General features: G+C 60.9%; 21 protein-coding genes and 1 pseudogene. 14 read left to right on the forward strand and 8 right to left on the reverse strand.

The features are described from left to right. Positions 1–120: 120 nt before the first annotated feature. From blh to AGR13A_RS16880, 4 genes are read left to right on the forward strand one after another with little or no spacing between them, the layout of a single operon-like run. Positions 121–1,416, forward strand: a complete 1,296-nt coding sequence (gene blh / locus AGR13A_RS16865) for a bifunctional sulfur transferase/dioxygenase Blh (protein ID WP_080837799.1) — start codon at positions 121–123, stop codon at positions 1,414–1,416. Beyond that, positions 1,410–1,763, forward strand: a complete 354-nt coding sequence (gene bigR / locus AGR13A_RS16870; RefSeq protein ID WP_080837802.1) for a sulfite-sensing transcriptional repressor BigR — start codon at positions 1,410–1,412, stop codon at positions 1,761–1,763. The genes blh and bigR overlap by 7 nt, the downstream gene beginning before the upstream one ends. A 29-nt stretch (positions 1,764–1,792) precedes the next feature. Further along, positions 1,793–2,167, forward strand: coding sequence for a YeeE/YedE family protein (locus AGR13A_RS16875; RefSeq protein WP_080840258.1), 375 nt, complete (start codon positions 1,793–1,795; stop codon positions 2,165–2,167). Further along, the gene (locus tag AGR13A_RS16880) at positions 2,164–2,601 is read left to right on the forward strand and encodes a YeeE/YedE family protein (RefSeq protein ID WP_080837806.1); all 438 of its coding nucleotides are present in this window, start codon (positions 2,164–2,166) and stop codon (positions 2,599–2,601) included. The genes AGR13A_RS16875 and AGR13A_RS16880 overlap by 4 nt, the downstream gene beginning before the upstream one ends. 72 nt (positions 2,602–2,673) lie before the next feature. On the opposite strand, the pseudogene gpmI reads toward AGR13A_RS16880, so the two are convergent. The 6 genes and pseudogenes from gpmI to AGR13A_RS16910 form a co-directional block, all read right to left on the reverse strand. Further along, positions 2,674–4,190: pseudogene (gpmI, locus tag AGR13A_RS16885) on the reverse strand (2,3-bisphosphoglycerate-independent phosphoglycerate mutase). Positions 4,191–4,441: 251 nt separating this feature from the next. Continuing rightward, complete coding sequence (locus tag AGR13A_RS16890; RefSeq protein WP_080837808.1) at positions 4,442–5,689, reverse strand: dihydrolipoamide acetyltransferase family protein; 1,248 nt, start codon at positions 5,687–5,689, stop codon at positions 4,442–4,444. A 2-nt stretch (positions 5,690–5,691) separates the two neighbouring features. After that, positions 5,692–6,705: an alpha-ketoacid dehydrogenase subunit beta gene (locus AGR13A_RS16895; RefSeq protein ID WP_035221255.1), complete on the reverse strand. Its 1,014-nt coding sequence runs from the start codon at positions 6,703–6,705 to the stop codon at positions 5,692–5,694. Position 6,706: 1 nt separating this feature from the next. Then, entirely contained in the window at positions 6,707–7,945 is a 1,239-nt protein-coding gene (locus AGR13A_RS16900; RefSeq protein ID WP_035221257.1) for a 3-methyl-2-oxobutanoate dehydrogenase (2-methylpropanoyl-transferring) subunit alpha, read from the reverse strand. A 44-nt stretch (positions 7,946–7,989) separates the two neighbouring features. Then, a complete protein-coding gene (locus AGR13A_RS16905; protein ID WP_080837811.1) occupies positions 7,990–9,117 on the reverse strand; it encodes an acyl-CoA dehydrogenase family protein in 1,128 nt (375 codons plus the stop codon). Between the two features lie 11 nt (positions 9,118–9,128). After that, positions 9,129–10,292: an acetyl-CoA C-acyltransferase gene (locus AGR13A_RS16910; RefSeq protein WP_167377576.1), complete on the reverse strand. Its 1,164-nt coding sequence runs from the start codon at positions 10,290–10,292 to the stop codon at positions 9,129–9,131. 183 nt (positions 10,293–10,475) lie between these two features. Between AGR13A_RS16910 and AGR13A_RS16915 the strand changes: the two genes are divergently transcribed. The 8 genes from AGR13A_RS16915 (at position 10,476) to panB (ending at position 19,334) form a co-directional block, all read left to right on the forward strand. Beyond that, positions 10,476–10,949: an Lrp/AsnC family transcriptional regulator gene (locus AGR13A_RS16915; protein WP_035221263.1), complete on the forward strand. Its 474-nt coding sequence runs from the start codon at positions 10,476–10,478 to the stop codon at positions 10,947–10,949. Between the two features lie 75 nt (positions 10,950–11,024). Then, positions 11,025–12,197, forward strand: a complete 1,173-nt coding sequence (locus tag AGR13A_RS16920; protein WP_080837817.1) for an isovaleryl-CoA dehydrogenase — start codon at positions 11,025–11,027, stop codon at positions 12,195–12,197. 9 nt (positions 12,198–12,206) lie between these two features. Then, a complete protein-coding gene (locus AGR13A_RS16925; RefSeq protein WP_080837821.1) occupies positions 12,207–13,808 on the forward strand; it encodes a carboxyl transferase domain-containing protein in 1,602 nt (533 codons plus the stop codon). 7 nt (positions 13,809–13,815) lie between these two features. Next, positions 13,816–15,807 carry an acetyl/propionyl/methylcrotonyl-CoA carboxylase subunit alpha gene (locus AGR13A_RS16930; RefSeq protein WP_080837823.1) on the forward strand — a complete coding sequence of 664 codons (1,992 nt, stop codon included), beginning with the start codon at positions 13,816–13,818 and terminating at the stop codon, positions 15,805–15,807. 1 nt (position 15,808) lies between these two features. Continuing rightward, positions 15,809–16,735, forward strand: a complete 927-nt coding sequence (locus tag AGR13A_RS16935) for a hydroxymethylglutaryl-CoA lyase (RefSeq protein WP_080837826.1) — start codon at positions 15,809–15,811, stop codon at positions 16,733–16,735. Next, the gene (locus tag AGR13A_RS16940) at positions 16,725–17,501 is read left to right on the forward strand and encodes an enoyl-CoA hydratase-related protein (RefSeq protein WP_080840260.1); all 777 of its coding nucleotides are present in this window, start codon (positions 16,725–16,727) and stop codon (positions 17,499–17,501) included. The genes AGR13A_RS16935 and AGR13A_RS16940 overlap by 11 nt, the downstream gene beginning before the upstream one ends. Positions 17,502–17,619: 118 nt before the next feature. After that, the gene (panC, locus tag AGR13A_RS16945; RefSeq protein WP_080837829.1) at positions 17,620–18,498 is read left to right on the forward strand and encodes a pantoate--beta-alanine ligase; all 879 of its coding nucleotides are present in this window, start codon (positions 17,620–17,622) and stop codon (positions 18,496–18,498) included. After that, entirely contained in the window at positions 18,495–19,334 is an 840-nt protein-coding gene (panB, locus tag AGR13A_RS16950) for a 3-methyl-2-oxobutanoate hydroxymethyltransferase (protein WP_065657128.1), read from the forward strand. The genes panC and panB overlap by 4 nt, the downstream gene beginning before the upstream one ends. 153 nt (positions 19,335–19,487) lie before the next feature. Here the strand turns inward: panB and rhaI are convergent, their stop codons facing one another. Beyond that, on the reverse strand, positions 19,488–20,780 hold the full coding sequence (gene rhaI, locus AGR13A_RS16955) for an L-rhamnose catabolism isomerase (RefSeq protein WP_080840262.1): 1,293 nt from the start codon (positions 20,778–20,780) through the stop codon (positions 19,488–19,490). Between the two features lie 151 nt (positions 20,781–20,931). After that, entirely contained in the window at positions 20,932–23,028 is a 2,097-nt protein-coding gene (locus AGR13A_RS16960; RefSeq protein WP_080837832.1) for a bifunctional rhamnulose-1-phosphate aldolase/short-chain dehydrogenase, read from the reverse strand. A 200-nt stretch (positions 23,029–23,228) separates the two neighbouring features. On the opposite strand from AGR13A_RS16960, the gene AGR13A_RS16965 reads away from it, so the two are divergent. Both AGR13A_RS16965 and rhaS read left to right on the forward strand, forming a co-directional pair. Beyond that, positions 23,229–24,059 carry a DeoR/GlpR family DNA-binding transcription regulator gene (locus AGR13A_RS16965; RefSeq protein ID WP_003522575.1) on the forward strand — a complete coding sequence of 277 codons (831 nt, stop codon included), beginning with the start codon at positions 23,229–23,231 and terminating at the stop codon, positions 24,057–24,059. A gap of 46 nt (positions 24,060–24,105) precedes the next feature. Further along, on the forward strand, positions 24,106–25,116 hold the full coding sequence (rhaS, locus tag AGR13A_RS16970; RefSeq protein WP_059753546.1) for a rhamnose ABC transporter substrate-binding protein: 1,011 nt from the start codon (positions 24,106–24,108) through the stop codon (positions 25,114–25,116). The last annotated feature ends 83 nt before the right edge of the window (positions 25,117–25,199 follow it).

A 25,199-nucleotide genomic window follows, 5' to 3' on the forward strand; every position in this document is an offset into this window, starting at 1 on the left:
CACAGCGCCAGGCATGGGGTGTGTTTTCCGTTAAGCATTTCCGATGAAATGCGCCTCTTGCGGCCAGTCAATATACATTATACAATAACGTATATTAATTTAGAACAACAGGAGATGCCGATGAACGCCGTAAGGATCAACGAACGTCTGACAGTCGCAGGCCAGCCGGAGATCACCGACTTTCCATCGCTCTCCGCTCAAGGATATAAAACCATCATCAATGCCCGACCGGATGGCGAAGAGCCCGGCCAGCCGGGCAATGCGCATGAACGAAGCGCCGCCGGCGCGGCGGGTCTGGCCTATAGTTTCATTCCGGTCAGCGGCCCGACAATGACAGAGGCCGATATTCGTGCCTTCCAACAGACGATGGCTGAAGCCAAGGGCCCTATATTCGCCCATTGCAAGGGCGGCACCCGTGCTCTCACGCTCTACGTTCTCGGCGAAACGCTGGACGGGCGCATGGAGCCATCCGAGATCGGGGCTTTCGGCAAGGAGCATGGTTTCGACCTTTCCGGCGCCGTTCGCTGGCTGGAGCGGCGGGCTCTGGCAAAGCCGCATGTGAAGGCTTTCTTCGATCCGCGTACATCGAGCGTGCAATATATCGTTTCGGATCCTTCGACCGGGCGCTGCGCCATCATTGATCCCGTCTATGATTTCGACGAGAAATCCGGCGCGACCGGAACGATGAATGCCGACGCCATTCTGGACTATGTGAAAGAACAGAACCTGACGGTGGAGTGGATTCTCGATACACATCCCCATGCCGACCATTTTTCCGCCGCCCACTATCTCAGCCAAAAAACCGGCGCGAAAACGGCGATCGGCGCCAGGATCACCGGCGTACAGAAACTCTGGCAGGAGAAATACAACTGGCCCGTCCTTGAGACCGACGGTTCGCAATGGGACCGGCTGTTTGAAGCGGAAGAGCGTTTCAGCATCGGTTCGCTTGAAGCCCGCGTGCTGTTTTCGCCCGGGCACACGCTGGCCTCCGTGACCTATGTGGTGGGGGACGCCGCCTTCATACACGATACTCTGTTCATGCCCGATTCCGGCACGGCGCGGGCCGATTTTCCGGGTGGCAGCGCAAGAGAACTCTGGACCTCCATCCAGAACATTCTCGCCCTCCCAGACGAAACGCGGCTTTTCACGGGCCATGATTACCAGCCCGGTGGCCGCGCCCCGAAATGGGAAAGCACGGTCGGCGAACAGAAGCGCAGCAATCCGCATCTGGCCGGCATGACGGAAGAAGGCTTCATTCAGCTTCGCGAGGCCCGGGATCGCACCTTGCCGATGCCGAAGCTCATCCTGCACGCCCTGCAGGTCAATATTCGCGGCGGGCGTCTGCCGGAGCCCGAGGCAAACGGCAAACGTTATCTGAAATTCCCTCTCGACGTGCTGGAGGGTAGCGCATGGTGAAGCAAAACACGCTGAAACTGCCCTTGCACATTACTGAAATCCCGCTTCCGGAGATGGAGGAACGCGCCGTCGAGGTTGCGATACTTTTGAAGACACTCGCCCATCCGGCGCGGCTGATGCTCGCCTGCACGCTGGCGCAGGGGGAGTTTTCTGTCGGCGAACTCGAGACCAAGCTGGATATCCGCCAGCCCACGCTCTCCCAGCAGCTCGGGGTGTTGCGGGAGGCCGGCATCGTCGAGACCCGACGTGACGCCAAACAAATCTTCTACCGGCTGACGGAGGAAAAAGCGGCGCAGTTGATCGAGGCCCTTTATTCGATTTTCTGCGCGCCGGAGGAAAACCCGTGACGCCCTATTTGCCCTCGCTTTTCGGCGGCATGCTGCTTGGTCTCGCAAGCATCCTCCTGTTTTTCTTTAACGGCCGCATCGCCGGTATCAGCGGCATCCTGGGCAATGTGCTTGGAAGAGAGCGGCGTTTTACTGATCTGGCATTCGTGGCCGGTCTGTTGGCCGGGCCTTATCTTTATGCCATCACATTCAGCCAGTTTCCTGCCCTCACCATAACAACACCGTGGCCGCTGATCCTCATTGCCGGTCTGCTGGTCGGTTTCGGCACACGCATGGGCTCCGGCTGTACTTCCGGTCACGGCATCATGGGGCTGGCGCGATTTTCCCGGCGCTCCATCGTCGCGACCGTAACGTTCCTGATCACCGGCATGCTCGCCGCGACGATAACGGGAGCCCTCTCATGAAAAATCCGGTCATTGCGCGTGTCGCGCTGGCACTCGCGGCAGGAGCGCTGTTCGGCTTCGGCCTCTCCCTTTCCGGTATGATCGATCCAACCCGCGTTTCAGGTTTTCTCGACGTGGCGAGCGGCCATTGGGATCCGAGCCTGATGTTCGTTCTCGGCGGCGCGCTCCTGGTCGCGGTACCGGGCGTTCAGCTACGCCGTTTCCTTGCCAAACCCGTCTTCGGTGAAGATTTCAGCCTTCCCTCGAAAACGAGCATCGACCGGCCGCTGGTCGTGGGCTCGGCTATTTTTGGCACAGGCTGGGGGCTTGCGGGCTTTTGCCCCGGCCCCGCAATCTCGGCCTTTGCTCTGGGATTACTACCGGTTATGCTCTTCGTGGCGGCGATGATTACCGGCATGCTCATCCACGACCGCATCTACGCCAAACAGCGATAGACCCACCTCATTCGATGCGCATAAAACGGCCGGCGCGGGAGCGAGAAACTCCCGCGCGAGGGCACTCTATTATTATAGGTCGATCAGGCTCTTGCCCGTCATTTCAGCCGGCAGCGGCACGTTCATCAGTTGCAGCAGCGTCGGAGCAACATCGGCGAGAATACCGCTATGCAGCTTTGCACCTTCCGGTCCGCCATACAGGATCACCGGCACCGGATTGGTCGTGTGCGCCGTGTGCGGGCCACCGGTCACCGGATCCACCATGGTTTCGCAATTGCCATGGTCGGCAATCACCAGCATGGCGCCCCCCACCTTGTCCAGTGCCGCAACGACGGCGGCAAGCCCCGGTCCACGGCTTCGCATGCCTTGATCGCGGCCTGCAGGTCGCCGGTATGGCCGACCATGTCCGGATTGGCATAATTGGTGACGATGAGGTCGTAACCTTTGCCGATCGCCTCGACGAATTTCTCCGTCACTTCCGGCGCGCTCATTTCCGGCTGCAGATCATAGGTCGCAACCTTCGGAGACTTGGGCATGAAGCGGTCTTCGCCCACTTCCGGCTCTTCCTTGCCGCCATTGAGGAAGAAGGTGACATGCGGATATTTTTCCGTCTCGGCCAGGCGGAACTGCCGCAGACCCTGCTTGGCCACCCAGGCGCCCAGCGTATTGACGATATCGCGCTTGGGGTAAGCCGTCGTCATGAAGGTGCTGTGGCGGGTGGAATATTCCACCATGCCAAGCAAGGCCGAAAGCACGGGCTTTTCGCGCGCGAACCCGTCGAAATCATCCGCGCCGATGGCGAGCAGGATTTCGCGGGCGCGGTCGGCGCGGAAATTCAGGCAGAAGAGACCGTCACCGGCCTTGAACCCTTGATAGTCGCCGATCACCGTCGGCAGGATGAATTCATCGGTGACGTTGTTTTTGTAGCTTCCGGCCACAGCGCTCACCGCGTCCGGCGCATGCTCACCCTTGCCGAGAACCATGGCGTCATAGGCTTTTTCAACGCGTTCCCAGCGATTGTCGCGATCCATTGCATAATAACGGCCGATCACCGTGCCGATGCTGGCGCCCTCAGGCAGGCTGGCTGCAAAAGCAGTGACGAAACCCTCTGCCGACTGCGGCGCGACATCGCGGCCATCGGTGATGGCGTGCACGACGACCTTCAGCCCCAGATCGGTCATCAGCTTCACCGCCGCCTGACCGTGGACGATGTGGCCGTGAACGCCGCCATCCGAAACAACGCACATCAGATGCGCCACACCGCCAGCCGCCTTTACCTTGGCGGCGAAATCGAGAAGCGCGGCATTCTGGAAAAAGCTGCCATCCTCGATCGCCAGGTCAATCTGGCCGAGGTCCATGGCAACGATGCGGCCTGCGCCGATATTGGTGTGACCGACTTCGGAATTGCCCATCTGCCCGCTGGGCAGGCCGACATTCGGGCCGAAAGTGGTGAGCGTTGCATTCGGGCAGGTGGCAAAAAGCCGGTCCATGGTGGGCGTGTTCGCCAGCACCGGCGCATTGCTGGATTTGTCCTCGCTCAGCCCCCAGCCATCGAGAATAGTCAGGACAACGGGTTTGGGAGTGCTCATGAAAGGACCTTCTTCTTCATTCGGTTGCCGGCGGACAGCGAAGCGCTGGGCACCGGAGCGCCCCCGTCCGCCACTATGATCATGATGAGAAAACACGGCTTCTCGTTCTTTCTCTTCTATACCCGAAGATCGCGAACGCAAGCCTATACTGACACCGAAACAGTTCCGTGAATGTCGAAAACGACCCGTTAAAAAGCTATGCGGGGGCGCCCATTACTGGGCTTGTCACAGGAATGGGCGCGTCGGGTGCTTTACTCTATGAAGATCAGAGCCGGCTTTTCCAGCAGCGCCTTGACGGCCTGGATGAAGACGGCGGCATCCCAGCCGTCGACAAGCCGGTGATCGAAGCTGGAAGAAAGGTTCATCATCTTGCGGGGCACGAAACGGCTGCCATCCCAGACCGGCCGCGTCATGATCTTGTTGACGCCGATGATCGCCACCTCGGGGTAATTGATGATCGGCGTCGAAACCACACCACCCAGGGCGCCGAGCGAGCTGATGGTGATAGTTGAGCCCGTCAGCTCGTCGCGCTGGGCGGTGCCGGTGCGGGCCGCCTCGGCAACGCGCGCAACTTCCTCTGCGCATTGCCAAAGGCCAAGTGTTTCCGTGTGGCGAACCACCGGCACCGTCAATCCCGAAGGCGTCTGCGTGGCGATGCCGATGTGAACCGCTTCGTAATGGCTGACGACCCCTTTCTCGTCATCGAAGGTGGCATTCATGCCGGGATGATCCGCGACCGTTTTGACAAGCGCCCGCATCAGGAACGGCAGGATCGTCAGTTTCGGCTGTCCGGAACGGCGGTTGGCGTTCATGGTGGTTCGCAAATCCTCCAGATCCGTCACGTCGATTTCCTCGACATAGGTGATGTGGGGAATGCGGGAGACGGAAAGCGCCATCTTCTCGGCGATCCTGCGCCTCAGCCCCGTCACCTTCACTTCCTCGACGGCGCTGTCGCGGGGCGCTATCGACACCGCAGGCCGTTCAGCTTGCGACCGCGTGGTGAGATAGGCATCGAGATCGGCATGGGTGATATGCCCGTCCGGCCCTGTTCCCCGAACACGTGCGAGATCGATATCGAGATCATCGGCGCGCTGGCGAACCGCGGGGGACGCCAGAGGCTTATGGTGTTCGACCTCGGGAGAAGGCGGCGCATCATTTATCTCACGGGCCGGCTGGATTTCAGCCGCTGGCGGCTCTTCCGTCATGTCGGATGGCGCTTCCGGTTCCGGCGCGTCGCCGACCGGAGCGGCCGCAGCCGCTTCGGTTTCGATGCGCACAAGCGGCGCCTTTACCGCCACGGTATCACCCACTTCCGCCGCCAGCCATGTGACGATGCCTGCAACCGGCGAGGGGATTTCGACGGTCGCCTTATCGGTCATCACCGCGGCCAGCACCATGTCCTCATGCACGGGATCGCCGGGCTTGATGTTCCATTCCACCAGTTCGGCTTCCGCCACACCTTCACCGACATCGGGCATAGTGAGAACAAATTCCGCCATTTTCAGGCCTCCATGACTTCGACGAGGGCGCGCCCGACGCGGGCGGGACCCGGAAAATAGTCCCATTCCTGCGCATGGGGATAAGGCGTGTCCCAGCCGGCAACGCGGACGACCGGGGCCTCCAGGTGATAAAAGCAATGTTCCTGCACCAGCGACACAACTTCCGCGCCGAAGCCGGAAGTGAGCGTCGCCTCATGCACCATGACGCAGCGGCCGGTCTTGGAAACGGACTTCACGATAGTGTCGAGGTCGAGCGGCAGCAGGCTGCGAAGATCGATGATCTCGGCATCCACGCCGGTCTCTTCCGCCGCCGCCAGCGCCACATGCACCATGGTGCCGTAGGTGATGACGGTGACAGCGTTTCCGGGCCGGCGGATTTCCGCCTTGCCAATGGGAATGGTGTAGTGCCCTTCCGGCACCTCGCCCATATCATGTTTGGACCATGGCGTGACGGGCCGGTCGTGATGGCCGTCGAAGGGGCCGTTATAAAGCCGCTTCGGCTCCAGAAACATCACCGGATCAGGATCTTCAATCGACGCGATCAACAGCCCCTTGGCGTCGTATGGGTTGGAGGGGACCACAACCTTCAGCCCGCAGACATGGGTAAAAAGCGCCTCCGGGCTCTGGCTATGGGTCTGCCCGCCAAAAATGCCGCCGCCCGTTGGCATTCTGAGAACGATGGGGCAGGTGAAATCGCCATTGGAGCGATAGCGAATGCGCGCCGCTTCCTGGGTAATCTGGTCATAGGCGGGATACATGTAATCGGCGAACTGGATTTCGACGCAGGGGCGCAAGCCATAAGCAGCCATGCCGATGGCGGTGCCGACAATGCCGGATTCGCTGATGGGTGCGTCGAAACAGCGGGTCTTGCCGTATTTTCCCTGCAGCCCCTGTGTGGCGCGGAAGACCCCGCCGAAATAACCCACGTCCTCACCGAACACCACCACATCGTCGTTGCGCTCCATGGATACATCCATGGCGCTGCGGACGGCTTCGATCATCGTCATTCTGGTCATGTCAGTACCCGGCTTTCTGGCGTTGACGGACAAGATGCGGCGGCATCTCGGCATATACGCCCTCGAAAATATCCTTGGTCGGCGGCTTGCCGCCCGCATGCAGCGTGCCGTGGCTTTCCGCCTCGCGCTGCGCCTCGATCACCTCATCGGCGATTTCCGCCTCCGCCTGCCGGTGCCGCTCCTCCGACCAGAAACCGCGCAGAATGAGATGTTTTTTCAGCCGGAGAACCGGGTCGCCCAGCGGCCAGGCTTCGGATTCGGTCTTGGGGCGATAGGCGCTCGGATCGTCGGAGGTGGAATGTGCGCCGACACGATAGGTCACATATTCAATCAGCGTCGGGCCGAGATTGCGGCGCGCGCGCTCCACCGCCCATCGCGCCACGGCATAGACGGCAAGATAATCATTGCCGTCGACCCGAAGTGCGGGAATACCGAAACCCAGCCCCCGCGCTGCAAAGGTGCCGGAACCGCCGCGCGCAATGCCCTGAAAAGTGGAAATGGCCCATTGGTTGTTGACGATGTTGAGGATCACCGGCGCCTTGTAGGTGGAGGCAAAGACGAGCGCGGAATGGAAATCCGATTCCGCCGTCGAGCCGTCACCGATCCACGCGGCTGCGATTTTCGTATCGCCCTTGATGGCCGAGGCCATCGCCCAGCCGACCGCCTGCACATATTGCGTGGCAAGATTGCCGGACACGGTGAAGAAGCCGTGCTCCTTCGAGGAGTGGAGGACCGGCATTTGCCGCCCATGCAGCGGGTCCAGCTCGTTGGAATAGATCTGGTTCATCATGGTGACGAGCGGATAGTCGTCGGCGATCAAGAGACCCGCCTGCCGGTAGGTCGGGAAATTCATGTCGCCTTTGGAAAGCGCCTTGCGGAAGGCGCAGCTGACCGCCTCCTCGCCCAGATGCTGCATGTAGAAGGAGGTTTTGCCCTGCCGTTGCGCCATCAGCATGCGGGCATCGAAAGCGCGAAGCCGCATCATGTTTCTAAGGCCCACCAGCAATTCCTCGTCCGAGAGCAGCCCTGCCCATGGCCCGACGGCCTCACCCTGGTGGTTGAGGACGCGAATGATGGAATAGGCGAGATCGCGCATGCTTTCCGGCGCTGCATCCACCTCCGGGCGCGGCACGGAGCCGGCCTTGGGTATTTTCACATTGGAGAAATCCGGCTGGTCGCCGGGCCGCACCGCGGGCTCCGGCACATGCAGGCTGAGATGCGTGGTTTCGGTAATATCCATTCTACTCCTCCCATCGCCATCTCCTCCAGATGACGAAACAATGTTCAGAGGTTTCGCGCGATGACCATGCGCTGGACATCGCTGGTTCCCTCGTAAATCTGGCAGATGCGCACATCGCGATAGATCCGCTCCACCGGATAATCCGCCATGTAACCGTAACCGCCGTGAATCTGGATGGCGTCCGAGCAGACGCGCTCGGCCATTTCGGACGCGAAGAGTTTTGCCATCGAGGCTTCAGAAAGACAGGGCTCACCCGCTTCCTTCAGCGCCGCCGCATGCAGCACCAGCTGCCGCGCCGCCTCAATGCGCGCCGCCATGTCCGCGAGGCGAAACGCCACCGCCTGATGCTCGATGATTGCCTGTCCGAAGGCCTTGCGCTCCCGGGCATAATCCCGCGCCGCCTCGAAAGCCGCCTGCGCCATGCCGACGGCCTGCGCGGCAATGCCGATGCGGCCGCCTTCCAGATTGGCGAGCGCGATGCGATACCCCTGCCCCTCTTCGCCCAGCCGCATTTCTGCCGAGACCGCCATGTCGGCAAAGGCAATCTGGCAGGTATCCGAAGAGTGCAGCCCGAGTTTTTCCTCGACTCTGATCACCTCGTAACCCGGCGTATCGGTCGGCACGATGAAGGCCGTGATGCCTTTCTTGCCCGCCGCCGCATCGGTGACGGCAAAAACGATGACGACATCGCCATTTTTGCCCGAGGTGATGAACTGTTTCGCGCCATCCAGAATATACCGGTCGCCATCGCGCCGGGCGCGGGTCTTGAGGTTGGACGCATCGGAACCGGCCTGCGGTTCGGTCAAGGCAAAGCCGCCGATCCACTCGCCGGAAGCCAGTTTCGGCAGAAAACGTTGTTTCTGGTCTTCGGTCCCGAATTTGAGGATCGGCACGCAGCCGACCGAATTGTGAACGCTCATGATGGTGGAACAGGCCCCGTCACCGGCAGCGATTTCCTCCAGCGCCAAAGCATAGGCCACGGCGCCGGTTTCCGACCCGCCATAGTCCTCGGAGACAAGCATCCCGAGGAAGCCAAGCGCACCCATTTCTTTCAGCTCGTCTTTCGGGAAACGGCTTTCCCGGTCGCGCGCGCTGGCACCGGGGGCGAGCCGCTCGCGGGCGAAATCGCGTGCCATGTCCCTGATCTGCTGCTGGGCGTCATTCAGGATCATCGCCGCCTCCCTTAATGTCGCTCTATGCCGAGCGCGGTTGCTTCACCGCCGCCGATGCAGACGGCAGCCACGCCGCGTTTCAGCCCGTGACGCTGCAAAGCGGCCAACAAGGTGACGACGATCCTCGCGCCGGAAGTGCCAATCGGATGGCCGAGCGCACACGCCCCGCCATGCACATTCACCTTGTCATGCGGCAGATCGAGATCGCGCATCGCCGCCATGGCCACCACGGCAAAGGCCTCGTTGATTTCGAAGAGATCGACATCCTTCGCCGCCCAGCCGGTTTTTTCGAACAGCTTTTTCATCGCGCCGATGGGAGCCGTTGGATATCCGGCGGGTGCATCCGCATGGGAGGCCTGACCGATAATGGTCGCCAGTGGTGAAAGGCCCCGCCTTTCCGCTTCGGAGCGACGCATGAGAACAAGAGCGGCCGCACCATCGGAGATAGAACTGGAATTGGCCGCCGTCACCGTTCCGCCATCGCGAAAAGCGGGCTTCAGCTGCGGGATTTTCTCCGGCCTTGCCTTGCCCGGCTGCTCGTCCACGGCGACATCGCCGACAGGCGCGATCTCCGCTTCGAAAGCCCCCTCGGCGATGGCACGCCGGGCGCGCTCCAGCGAGGTAAGCGCATAGTCATCCTGCATCGCACGGGTGAACTGGTAAGCTTCGGCGCAATCTTCCGCGAAAGTGCCCATCAGCCGGCCCTTGTCATAGGCGTCCTCCAAGCCATCCAGAAACATGTGGTCAGTGAGTTTGCCGTGGCCGAGACGATAGCCGTTTCGCGCGCGGTCCAAGAGATAGGGCGCATTGCTCATGCTTTCCATGCCGCCCGCCAGCACGATGGAAGAGCTTCCCGCCGCAATCTGGTCATGGCCCAGCATGATTGCCTTCATGCCAGAGCCGCACATCTTGTTGATGGTCGTCGCACCAACCGAGTTGGGAATGCCGGCGGCAATGGCCGCCTGTCGGGCAGGGGCCTGCCCCTGTCCGGCCGTAAGCACACAGCCCATCAGCACATCGTCAATATCAGAAAACGGAACAGCGGCCCGTTCGACGGCCGCGCGGATCGCCGCCGCCCCTAGGTCAGGCGCGGCCACCGATTTGAATTCGCCCTGGAACCCACCCATAGCAGTACGGGCGGCCCCTACGATCACGACAGGGTCATGCACAGCCAAATTCACCTCCCTTGGCCATTCTCCCGCTTGAGAAAACAACCATCGTCGTGATCTCCTCCAGACCTCGACTGACATGAACGCTATCACCAACTCGAATTCATTTCAAAGCTATTTTGATTGACAGTTTTTTGATTGACGATATCTTTGATCCAACAATTAGTCATATCATAGAGCAAATGATCCATGATTGAGCTCGACAGTTTCGACCGGAAGATTCTGCATGTGCTCGGCGATGACGGGCGGGTGAGCTGGCGCGATCTGGCAGCGCGGATAGGTCTCTCTTTCACGCCGACGCTGCGGCGCGTGCGCAAGCTGGAAGAGGAAGGCATCATTCGTGGCTATACCGCCGTGTTCGATGAGAACCGGCTGCTCGGCAATATGGGCGTCTTCATCTCCGTCACGCTGGAACGGCAGATCAAGGAAGCGCTGACGACCTTCGAGCACCATGTCGCTTCCATTCCCGAAGTGGTGGGCGGTTACCAGACCAGCGGCAGTTCCGATTACCTGATCCACGCTATGGTGCGGGATTTGCCGCATTATCAGGAGCTACTGGATTTCCTGACCACGGTTCCCGGCGTGTCGCGCATCCAGTCCAATTTCGCCATCAAGACATTCGTGCGCCGTTCCGCCGCCTTCACCGGGGGTGACGCGCCGTAAGTAAGAGCTGCCGGCGCGGAGGAGGCGCCGACTGCTGAAAAGAGGGACGGTCTACCGTCCGGAGGAGGAGACGCGATGAGTTTGAACCTCGCCGCCATTTTCGATGCCGATCTCGGCCCGGAAATCGCAGCATTGCGCGACAGCGCAAGTGCATTCGCAGATGATAAAATCGCTCCGCTGGCGGCAGAGATCGACAGGGACGACCGTTTTCCACGCAAGCTCTGGCCGGAAATGGGTGAGCTCGGTCTGCACGGCATCACGGTCTCGGAAGAATTCGGCGGTGCCGACATGGGTTATCTCGCCCATTGCGTCGCGATGGAGGAGATAAGCCGGGCTTCCGCTTCCATCGGTCTTTCCTATGGCGCCCATTCCAACCTCTGCATCAACCAGATCCACCGCTGGGGAACGCAAGAGCAGAAGCACAGATATCTGCCGAAACTCGTCTCCGGTGAACATGTCGGCTCGCTCGCCATGAGCGAGACGGAAGCCGGTTCGGATGTCGTGTCGATGCGGCTGAAGGCGGAGCGCAGAGGCGACCGCTACGTGCTGAACGGCGCGAAGATGTGGATTACCAATGGCCACGAAGCCGATACGCTGGTGGTCTACGCCAAGACGGATATGTCCGCCGGCCCACGCGGCATCACCGCCTTCCTGATCGAAAAAGGCTTCAAGGGGTTTCGCCCGGCCCAGAAACTCGACAAGCTCGGCATGCGCGGCTCGCCCACCTCGGAACTGGTATTTACGGATTGCGAGGTGCCGGTAGAAAACATTCTCGGCGGCTTGAATGACGGCGTGACGGTGCTGATGAGCGGACTGGATTACGAGCGCGCCGTGCTGGCCGCCGGCCCGGTCGGCATCATGCAGGCGGCTATCGATCTGGTGCTGCCCTATGCCCGCGAGCGCAAGCAATTCGGCAAGCCGATCGGTGAATTCCAGCTGGTGCAGGGCAAACTCGCCGATATCTATTCGGCCATGAATGCATCGCGCGCCTATGTCTATGCCGTTGCCCGCGCCTGTGACAACGGCCGCATCACGAGGCAAGATGCGGCGGGCGCAATCCTGTTCGCCGCCGAACGGGCGACGCAGGTGGCGCTGGATGCCATCCAGCTTCTCGGCGGCTCCGGTTATGTCAATGAAAGCCCGGCCGGACGGCTGCTGCGCGACGCCAAGCTTTATGAGATCGGTGCAGGCACTAGCGAAATCCGACGGATGCTGATCGGCCGCGAACTGGTCAAGGGCAACGGGTGAGGACACGCGATGAAGCTTACATCCAGTCTGAGCCGCGATCCTACCTTTGCCGCCAATGTGGAATTCATGTCGGGTCTGGTGGATGACCTGCGGCAGCACGTCGAAAAAATCTCCAGAGGCGGCGGCGACAAGGCCCGCGAACGGCATCTTTCCCGCGGCAAATTGTTGGCGCGCGACCGGATCGAAGCCCTTCTCGATCCCGGCAGTCCATTCCTGGAATTCTCGCAATTTGCAGCCTATGAGATCTATGACGAACCCGTCCCCGCCGCCGGCATCGTCACAGGCATCGGCCGGGTCTCTGGCCGCGAATGTGTGATCGTCGCCAACGATGCGACGGTGAAAGGCGGCACCTATTATCCGCTGACGGTGAAGAAACATCTGCGCGCGCAGGAGATCGCCACGGAGAACCGGCTGCCCTGCATCTATCTGGTGGATTCCGGCGGCGCGAACCTGCCCAACCAGGACGAGGTGTTTCCCGACCGCGATCATTTCGGCCGCATCTTCTATAATCAGGCCAACATGTCGGCGGAAGGAATCGCGCAGATCGCCGTGGTGATGGGCAGTTGCACGGCGGGCGGGGCTTATGTGCCTGCCATGAGCGACCAGTCGGTGATCGTCAAAAATCAGGGCACGATCTTCCTCGGCGGCCCGCCGCTGGTGAAGGCCGCGACCGGCGAGGTGGTGAGTGCGGAAGAGCTGGGCGGCGCGGATGTGCATTCCCGCCAATCCGGCGTCACCGATCATTACGCCAATAACGACCGCCACGCGCTGGCGCTGACCCGGCGGATCGTTTCCATCCTCAACCGCCGCAAACAGGTGGAACTGGATATTCGCGAGCCGACGGAGCCGCTTTATCCGGCAGATGAACTTTACGGTGTCGTACCTGCCGATACGCGAAAACCCTTCGAGGTGCGGGAGATCATCGCGCGTCTGGTGGACGGTTCCGAATTCGATGAGTTCAAGGCGCTTTACGGCACCACGCTGGTCTGCGGTTTTGCCCACATCCACGGTTATCCGGTTGGCATCGTCGCCAATAACGGCATTCTTTTCTCGGAATCAGCACTCAAAGGCGCACATTTCATCGAACTCTGCTGCCAGCGCGGCATTCCCCTGGTTTTCCTGCAAAACATCACCGGCTTCATGGTCGGCAAGGCCTATGAGGCAGGTGGCATCGCCAAGGATGGCGCCAAGCTCGTTACCGCCGTCGCATCGGCTAAAGTGCCGAAATTCACCGTCATCATCGGCGGCTCCTTCGGGGCCGGCAATTATGGCATGTGCGGCCGCGCCTATTCACCGCGCTTTTTGTGGATGTGGCCAAATGCCCGCATTTCCGTGATGGGCGGTGAACAGGCGGCCTCCGTTCTGGCGCAAATCCGCCGAGACGGCATCGAGGCCGATGGCCGGCATTGGTCGAAGGAAGGCGAAGAGGCGTTCAAACAGCCGATCCGGGAAAAATACGAGCGGGAGGGACATCCCTATTATGCCAGCGCCAGACTTTGGGACGATGGTATCATAGACCCGAAGGATACACGCCTCGTACTTGGCCTTGGTCTCTCCGCCGCGCTCAATGCGCCGATTGAACCCACCCGTTTCGGCATATTCAGGATGTGAGGCGACAATGTTCTCGAAAATACTGATCGCCAACAGGGGCGAAATCGCCTGCCGCATCATCCGCACCGCCGCCAAGATGGGTATCCGCACCGTCGCGGTCTATTCCGATGCCGACCGCGACGCCATGCATGTGGCGCTGGCAGATGAGGCCGTCGCCATCGGCCCCGCCCCTGCGCGAGCTTCCTATCTCGACGGCGAAACAATCATCGCCGCTGCAAAAGCCTCCGGCGTGCAAGCCATTCATCCGGGTTACGGTTTCCTTTCGGAAAATGCCGGCTTCGCCGAAGCCTGCGCCGCCGCCGGGCTCGTTTTCATTGGCCCTCCGGCAGCGGCAATCCGCGCCATGGGAGGGAAAAGCGAGGCGAAGGCGCTGATGGCAAAGGCCGGCGTTCCGATCGTTCCCGGCTATCACGGTGACGAACAATCGGAAAAACGACTGGCAAGCGAGGCGAACAAGATCGGTTATCCGGTACTGCTCAAGGCCTCAGCCGGCGGCGGCGGCAAGGGCATGCGTATCGTCCGGCAAAAGCGCGACTTCGCAGCGGAGCTTGCCGGCGCAAAACGCGAAGCGCTTGCCGCTTTCGGCGACGACCGCATTCTGATCGAAAAATATCTGGAACGGCCACGCCATGTGGAAGTGCAGGTTTTTGCCGATGGCCAGGGCAATTGTGTTTCGCTTTTCGAGCGCGACTGCTCGATCCAGCGCCGGCACCAGAAGGTCATAGAGGAAGCCCCTGCCCCCGGCCTGCCCGATGCACTTCGGCAGCACATGTATGAAGCGGCGGTCGCCGCCTCCCGCGCCATCGATTATCGCGGCGCGGGAACCGTAGAATTCCTGCTCGACCCTTCTGGCGACTTCTATTTCATGGAAATGAATACGAGGCTTCAGGTCGAACATCCGGTGACGGAATATATTACCGGTCTCGATCTCGTCGAATGGCAGATCCGCGCCGCCAATGGAGAGGCCCTGCCGGAAGACTGGGCCGGTCTCAGCATAAACGGCCACGCCATCGAGGCGCGGATTTATGCCGAAGACCCGGCGCATGATTTCCTGCCGTCGACCGGCAAGGTCAGCCATCTCGTTTTTCCCGATCAGGGCCCTCACGTCAGGATCGACAGCGGCATCCGCGCCGGCGACGCCATCACCGTGCATTACGATCCGATGATCGCCAAGCTGATCGTCTGGGACCGTGATCGCCCCTCGGCGGTGCGGCGTCTGCGGTTGGCGCTCGAAAATCTGGCGATCTGCGGCGTCACCAGCAATGCCGCCTTTCTGACGCGGCTTGCGGGACTGGCGGCCTTCGCGAACGCCGATCTCGACACCGGTTTCATCGCCCGTAACGAAGCGGCACTGTTTGCTCCGGCAGCAACGGACGGGAACGAGGTAGCCATGGCCGCGCTTGGCCTGCTGCTTGCGCGGCAGAAAAACGGAAAGCCGGGTTCACAGGCCGATCCCCATAGCCCTTGGAACACGACGGCCGCCTTCCGCCTCAACGCGCCGGCAAGGGAAACGCTGTATTTTGTGTTTGGCAACCAGCCGTTTAGCGTCGGCGTCACGCATGAGGCGGACGGTTTTTCGCTGGAGATCGACGGACGGGCGATCAGCGCCCATGGCGGCCTCTCGGATGATGGCAAATTCCGAGCAACCGTGGCAGGCAGGAAAAGGCAGGGCCATTTCTTTGCAGAGGATGGCCGTTACGCGCTTTTTTTGGATGGTGAGCATTATCGCATCAGCCAGCCAGACCCCGTCGATAGTGCGGATTCCGCTACCCATACCGGCGGTCTGGAAGCCCCCATGCCCGGCGTCATCCGCGCCCTGCTGAGCAGAAGCGGTGCTGCGGTGGAAGCCGGCGAAGCGCTTGTGGTGATGGAGGCGATGAAAATGGAGCACACGATCCGCGCGCCGACGAAAGGCACCGTTACGGCCATAAATTGCATTGAGGGCGATATGGTCGCGGCCGGTGCGGTGTTGGTGGATTTCGAGCCGGAGGGCGGCTGAGATGAATTGGCCCCGAACCGCCAAAATCGTCGAAGTGGGCGCGCGTGACGGCTTGCAGAACGAAAGCGCCGAGGTTCCAGCCGCCATCAAGATCGAGCTGATCGAACGGCTGGCCGCAGCCGGATTGGCGGCGGTGGAAGCGGGTGCTTTCGTCTCACCCAAAAAAGTGCCACAAATGGCGGGTTCGAAAGAGGTGTTCCAGGGCCTCGAACGGCGACCCGGCACCGCCTATCCGGCGCTCGTTCCCAATATGAAAGGTTTCGAGGCCGCCCTTGAAGCCGGCGTGACGGAAATCGCCGTTTTCGTCTCCGCATCCGAAGGTTTCAGCCAGCACAATATCGGCTGCTCGCGCGCCGAAAGCCTCGAGCGCCTGCGCGATGTCGCATCAGTTGCGGCTGGCCGGAATATCCTCATGCGCGGTTACGTCTCCTGCATAGCCGGCTGCCCTTATGACGGTACGGTTGCACCTGATGACGTGGCGGCGATGGCCGAAGCACTCATCGCGCTCGGCTGTTACGAAATCTCGCTAGGCGATACGATCGGCGTCGGCACGGCGGACCAGATTCGCAATATCATCAAGCGGGTATCCGCCCGCACCCCGCGTGAAAAACTCGCCATGCATTTCCACGATACCTATGGGCAGGGCGTCGCCAATGTGCTGGCCTCGCTGGATGAAGGCATCTCCGTCTTCGACAGTTCGGTGGCCGGGCTGGGCGGCTGCCCCTTCGCACCGGGGGCGAGCGGCAATGTCGCCACCGAAGACGTCGTTTACCTGCTGCACGGGCTTGGGATTAAAACCGGTATCGACCTGATGGCGGTGGCGAAAACCGGAGACTGGATCAGCCGGCATCTCGACAGGCCGAATGCGGCCCGGGCCGGCAAGGCGCTGCTTGCCGCAAATACGGAGGGTGATGCCCGTGGCGGATGAACTGTTGAGCGAAAGGCGCAAAGACGTTCTGTGGCTGACGCTCAACCGGCCTGACGTCCACAACGCCATGAACGCCGCGATGACGGACGCCTTGACGGATGCGCTCCGCGCGGCCTCCGGCGATGGCAACCTTCGCGCCGTGGTGATAACCGCTGCGGGAGACCGCAGCTTCTGCTCCGGTGCTGACCTGAAGGAAAGTGCGGGCGGCATGTTCCTCTCCAGAGACGGAACGAACCCCATCGCCGATGTGATACGCGCCATCGAAATCTGCGACAAGATCGTGATTGCCCGCATCAATGGTCGGGTTCTGGCCGGTGGGCTCGGGCTCATCGCGGCCTGCGACCTTGCCTATGCCGCAGATCATGCTGAGTTCGGCCTACCGGAAGTGCGCGTCGGGCTTTTCCCGGCAATGGTGGCGGCGAAACTTCTCACCAGAATACCACCGGGAAGGCTTCACGAAATGGCCTATCTCGGCCAGCCGTTCATCGCCGCGGAAGCCGAGCGCATGGGCCTTGTCAACCGCACTGCGCCATCCGCTGCACTCGATGGCGTGATAGAGGAGGTTCTTGCCCGCTTGCGGCAAAACGCGCCGGGTGCAATCGCAGCTGGAAAGGCGGCATTACTGGCGATGCGCGACAAGCCGAGCGGTGACCGGCTCGCTTTTGCCGAAAGCGTCATCGCCACGATCAGCACCGGTGAAGAGGCGCGCGAAGGCAGGAACGCCTTCGCTGAAAAGCGCCCGCCAATCTGGGTTGCTGGGCCCTGAACCGCCCCTCAAGGTGTTAATCGATATAATGCTCAAAGCCGCGTTGACCCCGTTCGGCAAATCGAGTTCTATCCAGCACCTTTCGCCGGACGGCGATCGGGGAGCCGGAGGAGAGCCCATGCGCCTTGTAAAAACCGTCGCCGAATTGCGCGGCCTGACCGCCACATTTCGCCGCGATGGAAAGACTGTCGGCTTCGTGCCGACCATGGGCTTTCTCCATATCGGCCATTTGACGCTCGTTGCCAAAGCGAAGGCCGAAAACGACGTGACAGTGGTGTCGATCTTCGTCAATCCGCTGCAGTTCGGGGCCAATGAAGATCTTGCCCGTTACCCCCGCGATCTCGCCCGCGACAGCGCACTTCTGGAGGAGGCAGGTATCGACATTCTTTTCGCGCCGGAGGTGACGGAAATGTATCCGCGCCCGATGCAGACCGTCGTGGATGTGCCGGAACTAGGCCGCGAGCTCGAAGGCGCGGTGCGTCCGGGGCATTTCGCAGGTGTTACGACGGTCGTGACCAAGCTTTTTAACCTCGTCCAACCCGACGCCGCCTATTTCGGCGAAAAGGATTATCAGCAGGTAACGCTGATCCGCCGCATGGTCGAGGACCTTGCCCAGCCGGTCAGGGTCGTTCCCGTCGCCACCGTGCGTGAGCCGGATGGGCTGGCCTGCTCCTCGCGTAACGTCTATCTGAGCCACGCGGAACGCGCCGCCGCGGTGATCGTGCCGCAGGCACTCGATGAGGCGGAACGGCTTTATGGTGAAGGCTTCGACGACCCCGCCGCATTCGAGGCGGCCATAGAAAAATTCATCGCCGCCGAGCCGCTGGCCTCACCGGAAGTCGTTGCGGTGCGCGATCCCGATACGCTCGCCCCCGTTGCTTCATTGCAGGCGGGACCGGTGCTGGTGGCTCTGTTCGTCAGGCTCGGCAGCACGAGGCTCCTCGACAACCGCGTCATCGGGCGCGACAGGATCAATCAACGGGAGGCAGCCGAATGAGCGCCCATGGAAAACACAAGCGGCTGACGACGGCCTCCATCCGGCAGATGAAAGGCGAGGCGCGCATCGTCTGCCTGACCGCCTATACCACGCCGATTGCCCGCCTGCTCGATCCGCATTGCGATCTGCTCCTGGTCGGCGATTCCCTCGGCATGGTGCTTTACGGCATGGACACGACGGTCGGCGTCACGCTGGATATGATGATCGCCCATGGCCGCGCCGTCATGCGTGGCGTCGAACATGCCTGCGTCATCGTCGATCTTCCCTTCGGCACCTATCAGGAATCCAAGGAACAGGCGTTCCGCAATGCCGTGCGATTGATGCAGGAAACCGGCTGCGACGGCGTGAAGCTGGAAGGCGGCGAGGAAATGGCGGAGACCATCGCCTTTCTGGTGGCGCGCGGCATTCCGGTGTTCGGCCATGTCGGCCTGATGCCGCAGCTGGTGCACACCGCCGGCGGCTTCCGCTCGCTCGGACATTCGGATGCGGAAACGCAAAAAATCTGGCGTGACGCGATTGCGGTCGATCAGGCCGGCGCCTTCGCCATCGTCGTGGAAGGCACAGTAGAGCCGCTCGCCCGCGAACTGACCGAAAAACTCGCCGCACCCACCGTTGGCATCGGCGCATCGCCGGCCTGCGATGGGCAGGTGCTCGTTTCCGACGACATGCTCGGCCTTTTCACCGATTTCAAACCGAAATTCGTCAAGCGTTTCGCCGATCTGGGCCCGACGGTCTCGGAAGCAGCGGCGGCCTATGCCGATGAAGTTCGCTCGGGGGCCTTTCCCGGGCCGGAGCATACGTTTCAGGTGCGACGGCAATCGCCTTCGGGGAAGTGACACTATTTCCGTCATGCCGGTCTCGATCCGGCATCCAGCCACGGCGCGTCTGCGCCGTGAAAGACTCTTACGCGATCAAGGACTTAATCGCACTGGACCCCGGATCAAGTCCGGGGTGACGGGTGTGGGGTACGTCCCCAAAAAACAACGCCCTTATACAATCCCGCCGCTGCCGCCAACCGAAGCCGGGCGCTTCGCCGCAACATGGCTGCGATAGCCGCTCGCACGATAAGTCGCGACCGGATCGATAGCGCCGCCCGCCAATTGCCGCGCCTGAGCAAGAATCGGTTCGACATCGGTGCGATAGGCCCGCTTCAGCATATCGGAAGCCATCAGCGCATCATTGTCCTGCTGGTAGCCGTCGAGAGCCGCGCGATCCACCAGCAGCGCCTGCGCATAGGCGCGGCGGATTTCGTTGGCGCTGGAGATCAGGCTTTCGATCGGGTCCGTCACATTGTGCGACTGGTCGATCATATGGGCGGGATGGAAGCCTTTCACGCCGCGATATTCCGCGTCCACCAGCTCGTTGAAGACGAGGAACAGACGGTATGGCTCGATTGAGCCGGCATCCAGATCGTCATCGCCATATTTGCTGTCGTTGAAGTGGAAACCGCCGAGCTTGCCGAACTGGATGAGCCGGGCGACGATCATCTCGATATTGGTGTTCGGCGCATGGTGGCCGAGATCGACGAGGCAGAAGGCCTTTTCGCCGAGCGTATTGGCGATGAGGTAATTGGTGCCCCAATCCTGCACGACCGTGGAATAAAAGGCCGGCTCGTACATCTTGTGTTCGGAAAAGATGCGCCAGTCATCCGGCAACGCCTTGTAGATATCGGCCATGGCGGCAAGATAGCGCTCGAAACTTCTGGTGAAATTGCTCTGGCCGGGAAAGTTGGAACCATCACCCACCCACACCGTCAGAGCTTTTGAGCCGATGGCATTGCCGATCTCAATGCACTCTATGTTGTGCTCGACCGCCTGTCGGCGCGTGGCGGCATCCGTGTGGCTGAGCGAACCGTATTTGTAGGAATGGCTCTGGCCCGGCGTATCCGAAAACGTGTTGGAGTTCATGGCGTCGAAGCCGAGGCCCAGCGCTTCGGCATGGGCTTTTAATCGCTTCGGGTCTTCCTTGTCCCACGGAATATGGAGGGAAACATTGGGCGTCGCCCGTGTCAGCTGGTTGATGACGGCGCAATCATCCAGCTTGTCGAAAATGCCGCGCGGCTCGCCCGTGCCGGGAAAACGGGCAAAGCGGGTGCCGCCGGTGCCAACGCCCCAGGACGGTACGGCAACGAAGAATTCCGCGACCTTGGCCGTGACGGCCTCGATATCGACATTGCGGCGCGCAAGCTGGTTGCCCAGCGCCTGATAATCGTCCTTCAGCGCAGCAGCACGCTTGTCGTTTTCCGCCGCGATCACATCGGCGGCGATTTTCGTCTCGGTCATCTCTTCCTCCCGGATAATGAACACAACAGGTGCTTCGGCCCGCGACACCACCACCTCCGTCATTCCGGCCTTGAGCCGGAATGACGGAGGTGGGGCTTTCGCCACTTCTCAAAGCATCGTGTCTTTTTATATGTCGGTATCCACCGACACCCTACCGCGTAAAACTCTGCGCATTACCGGCATCGACATTGATGATGTTGCCGGTCGACTTGGCGGAGGCGTCGGACGCCAGGAAGTAGATCGCCTCGGCGATATCTTCCGGGAAGACATTGAGCTTCAGCATGGAGCGCTTGCGGTAATGTTCCTCCAGATCGGTTACTTCGATCTTGGATGAGGCCGCGCGCTGTTCGCGCCACTCGCCGCTCCAGATTTTCGAACCGCGCAGCACGGCATCGGGATTGACGGTGTTGACGCGAATGCCCGCTTCCGCCCCTTCGAGCGCGAGGCAACGGGCCAGATGAATTTCCGCAGCCTTCGCCGTGCAATAGGCAGAGGCATTGGGCGAGGAAGCGAGACCGTTTTTCGAGGCGACGAACACCACGTTGCCGCCGAGATTCTGACGCCGCAGCAGCCGGAAAGCCTCCCGCGAAACGAGGAAATAGCCGGTGGCGAGAATGTCGATATTCTTGTTCCACATGGCAAGCGTCGTGTCTTCCACCGGCGCGGAGGAAGCGATGCCGGCATTGGAAACGAGGATATCCACGCCGCCGAATTCCACGCTTGCTTCCGCGAAGGCCGCAATGACGGCATCCTCTTTCGTCACATCCAGCTTCACGCTGCGCACCGCGTCAGCGCTGTAACGCTTGACGAAATCGCCCTTGGCAGCTTCCAGCGCCGCCTCGTCAATATCCGCCAGAACCACGCAGGCGCCCTCGCCCGCCAGCCGTTCCGCCGTCGCCCGGCCGATGCCGCCCGCACCGCCGGTGACGAAAGCCACCCGGCCAGCAAGGCTCTTCGGCTTCGGCATGCGCTGAAGCTTTGCCTCTTCCAGCAGCCAATATTCGATATCGAAGGCTTCCTGTTCGGGAAGGCCCTGATATTCGGACACGGTGGATGCACCGCGCATGACGTTGATGGCGTTGACGTAAAATTCGCCGGCAATGCGGGCGGTGGCCTTGTCCTTCGCGAAGGACAACATGCCGACGCCGGGGATCAGGAAAATAACCGGGTTTGGGTCGCGTATATCAGGTGAATTATCGTGGCGGCAGGCCTCGTAGTAGCGGGTATAATCGGCGCGGTAAGCTTCAAGCGCCTTGTCGAGACTTGCCGTCAGAGCGTCCACATCCGGCTTCGCCGTATCGAGATCGAGGATCAGCGGGCGGATTTTCGTCCGCAGGAAGTGATCCGGGCAGGATGTGCCGAGCGCGCCGAGCGGCTTCAGGTCATTCGAGTTGACGAATTCGAGAACCGCGTCCTGATCGTCGAAATGGCCAAGCTTGCGCTCCTCGCGGCCGATGCGGCCACGGATTTCCGGCATCAACCGGGCGGCAATGGCGCGGCGTTCGGCAAGCGGCAGGCTCTTCGCCACCGCGCCGCCAAAAATCGTCTTGCCTTCGGTCTTGGCTGCAAACCATTCGATCGCCTTGTTGATGATGGCGAGCGTCAGTTCGTAACACGTCTTGGCGTCATTATCCCAGGTGAAGAGGCCGTGACTTTCCAGCACGACGCCCTTGGCCTTCGGGTTGGCCTTGACGAAAGCTTCGAGATCGAGACCGAGCTGGAAACCGGGGCGACGCCAGGGCAGCCAGCCGATATCGTCACCGAATATCTGCTGCGTCAATTCTTTCGAATTCTTCGAGGCGGCGATGGCGATGATCGCGTCCGGATGCATATGGTCGACATGATCATAGGGCACGAAACCGTGCAGTGGCGTATCGATGGAAGCCGCGCGCGGATTGAGGTTGAAGGTGCAATGCGGCAGGAAGCCGACCATGCGGTCTTCATCCGCAACGCCCTTGTAAATGCCCTTCAGCGCTTCCAGCTTGTCGAGATAAAGCGTTGCAAAACCATCGAGCTTGATGGTGCCGACATCGCCGCCGGAGCCCTTCACCCACATGACGCGGACCTTCTCGCCCGTCAGCGGGTCGGCCTCAAGCACCTTTGCAGATGTGTTTCCGCCGCCATAATTGGTGATGCGCTTGTCGGCACCGAGCAGATTGGAGCGATAAAGCAGCTTGCCCGGCTCATCGAGCGTTCTGGCATAGGCATCGTCCCAACGGCTTTCGAGAAGGCGGGATTTTCCCGTCATGTCTTCCTCCCAATATCTGTCTGCATTCGCGGAGCCGATACCGGCCCGCCTCCTTTGATGGCAGATATCGCGCATCCAAAAGCATAATGTCAATCAAAAACGATCATAAATTTTCATGTTGCAGCGCGATATTGATTAATTTGATCGTTCTTGATTGACAACGTAAAGAGATTGCGAATAATCACAATCAGGAGGACCCCATGCACGAACGCGAACGCCATCGCATCATCTTGAGCGCCACGCAGGAAAAAGCTGTCGTGACGGTGCAGGATATTGCCGAACTGACGGATGCGTCGGAAGCGACGATCCGCCGGGATATCGCGTCTCTGCATGTTCAGGGCAAATTGCGCCGCGTGCGCGGCGGGGCCGAAGCGGTGCATCCGCCGCAGCTCGGCAATCTGGCCGCCCGGCCGTTCCGGGTGTCCGAATCGGTCAATATCGACAAGAAACGCGCAATTGCGCGCAAGGCGGTCGATCTCTGCAACGATGGCGACGCGATCATCCTGAATGGCGGCACGACGACATTCCAGATGGTGCATTACATGGCGGCGCGCCGCCTGCAGGTGATGACCAATTCTTTCGCCATCGCCGAGCATCTGGTCAAGCATTCCAAATGCAATGTCAGCGTTCCGGGCGGCGCGATCTATCGGGATCAGAGCCTTATCCTCTCGCCTTTCGAGAATGATGCGATCCGCAATTTTTATGCGCGGCGTATTTTTCTCGGTGCGCAGGGCGTGGGCGCACTCGGCATCATGGAATCCGACGCGCTGGTTATCCAGAGCGAGCAGAAGCTGATGCGGCAGGCGGAAGAGCTGATCGTGATGGTCGATTCTTCGAAATTCAGAAAGCGATCCAGCCTCATTTTATGCCCGCTCGAAAATGTCTCGACCATCATTACCGATGACGGGATTTCCGATGAGGCGGCGAGGATGGTGGAAGATGCCGGCGTCGAATTGCTGGTCGTCGGCGCGGTGAGGGATGGCAAGACAGCCGCCCCGCCGGATGAAGAGGATTCTTCTTCGGTCGCCTGAGGAGCACCGGAGGGAGGAAAACGGTTCAAACGGGAGGAAAAGGGACATGAAACTTACACGCAGAACATTGACGAGCGCTCTGGCGCTTGGCGCGGCGCTCTCCGTCGCAGGGCTGGGCGGCGTTGCCCAGGCCGCCGATGTGAAGATCGCACTGGTGGTCAAATCGCTCGGCAATGGCTTTTTCGAAGCCGCCAACAAGGGCGCGCAGGAGGCCGCAAAGGACCTCGGCGGCGTCGAGATCATCTATACCGGCCCGACCAGCACCACGGCGGAAGGCCAGATCGAAGTCATCAATTCGCTGATCGCGCAGGGCGTCGACGCCATTGCCATTTCCGCCAATGACCCGGACGCCGTGGTTCCCGCGCTGAAAAAGGCGGCCCAGCGCGGCATCAAGGTCATCTCATGGGATTCCGGTGTTGCGCCGGAAGGCCGCATTCTCCAGCTCAACCCCTCGTCCAACGCGCTGATCGGCAAGATGTGCCTGCAGCTCGCCGCATCGCATCTGGAAGGCGGCAAGGGCGATTTCGCCATTCTTTCGGCCACCACCACCTCCACGAACCAGAATATCTGGATCGACGAGATGAAAAAGCAGCTGAAGGATTTCCCCGGCCTCAACCTCGTCACGACCGTTTACGGTGACGACCTTGCCGACAAGAGCTATCGCGAAGCGCAGGGCCTGCTCTCCTCGCAGCCGAATGTAAAGGTCATCGTCGCGCCGACAACGGTCGGCGTTCTCGCCGCCTCTCAGGCCGTGAAGGATGCGGGCAAGATCGGTCAGGTCTATGTGACCGGCCTTGGCCTGCCGTCTGAAATGGCCGGCGCCATCAAGTCGGGCGCCACCAAGGAATTCGCCATCTGGAACCCGATCGACCTCGGTTATTCCGCCACACAGATCGCCTATCGCCTGGTAAAGGGCGAAACCGATGGCAAGCCGGGCTCGGAAATCGAGGCTGGCCGCATGGGCAAGATCAAGGTTGGCGAAAACAGCGAAGCGGCCATGGCCGATCCGTTTGTTTATGATGCGAAGAATATCGATCAGTTCTCGAAGATTTTTTGATCGGAGAAGTGACGGCAGTGTGCGGAGGGCACCCCCCCTCTGCCCTGCCGGGAACGATCCGTTACCCCTCCCGAAAGGGGGAG

It is taken from the genome of Agrobacterium genomosp. 13 str. CFBP 6927 (assembly GCA_900012615.1).
GTDB lineage: Bacteria > Pseudomonadota > Alphaproteobacteria > Rhizobiales > Rhizobiaceae > Agrobacterium.

Coding starts and splice junctions, on each gene's coding strand:
- blh (WP_080837799.1), top strand. CDS start 121: ATGAACGCCGTAAGGATCAACGAACGTCTGACAGTCGCAGGCCAGCCG.
- bigR (WP_080837802.1), top strand. CDS start 1,410: ATGGTGAAGCAAAACACGCTGAAACTGCCCTTGCACATTACTGAAATC.
- AGR13A_RS16875 (WP_080840258.1), top strand. CDS start 1,793: ATGCTGCTTGGTCTCGCAAGCATCCTCCTGTTTTTCTTTAACGGCCGC.
- AGR13A_RS16880 (WP_080837806.1), top strand. CDS start 2,164: ATGAAAAATCCGGTCATTGCGCGTGTCGCGCTGGCACTCGCGGCAGGA.
- AGR13A_RS16890 (WP_080837808.1), bottom strand. CDS start 5,689: ATGGCGGAATTTGTTCTCACTATGCCCGATGTCGGTGAAGGTGTGGCG.
- AGR13A_RS16895 (WP_035221255.1), bottom strand. CDS start 6,705: ATGACCAGAATGACGATGATCGAAGCCGTCCGCAGCGCCATGGATGTA.
- AGR13A_RS16900 (WP_035221257.1), bottom strand. CDS start 7,945: ATGGATATTACCGAAACCACGCATCTCAGCCTGCATGTGCCGGAGCCC.
- AGR13A_RS16905 (WP_080837811.1), bottom strand. CDS start 9,117: ATGATCCTGAATGACGCCCAGCAGCAGATCAGGGACATGGCACGCGAT.
- AGR13A_RS16915 (WP_035221263.1), top strand. CDS start 10,476: ATGATTGAGCTCGACAGTTTCGACCGGAAGATTCTGCATGTGCTCGGC.
- AGR13A_RS16920 (WP_080837817.1), top strand. CDS start 11,025: ATGAGTTTGAACCTCGCCGCCATTTTCGATGCCGATCTCGGCCCGGAA.
- AGR13A_RS16925 (WP_080837821.1), top strand. CDS start 12,207: ATGAAGCTTACATCCAGTCTGAGCCGCGATCCTACCTTTGCCGCCAAT.
- AGR13A_RS16930 (WP_080837823.1), top strand. CDS start 13,816: ATGTTCTCGAAAATACTGATCGCCAACAGGGGCGAAATCGCCTGCCGC.
- AGR13A_RS16935 (WP_080837826.1), top strand. CDS start 15,809: ATGAATTGGCCCCGAACCGCCAAAATCGTCGAAGTGGGCGCGCGTGAC.
- panC (WP_080837829.1), top strand. CDS start 17,620: ATGCGCCTTGTAAAAACCGTCGCCGAATTGCGCGGCCTGACCGCCACA.
- panB (WP_065657128.1), top strand. CDS start 18,495: ATGAGCGCCCATGGAAAACACAAGCGGCTGACGACGGCCTCCATCCGG.
- rhaI (WP_080840262.1), bottom strand. CDS start 20,780: ATGACCGAGACGAAAATCGCCGCCGATGTGATCGCGGCGGAAAACGAC.
- AGR13A_RS16960 (WP_080837832.1), bottom strand. CDS start 23,028: ATGACGGGAAAATCCCGCCTTCTCGAAAGCCGTTGGGACGATGCCTAT.
- AGR13A_RS16965 (WP_003522575.1), top strand. CDS start 23,229: ATGCACGAACGCGAACGCCATCGCATCATCTTGAGCGCCACGCAGGAA.
- rhaS (WP_059753546.1), top strand. CDS start 24,106: ATGAAACTTACACGCAGAACATTGACGAGCGCTCTGGCGCTTGGCGCG.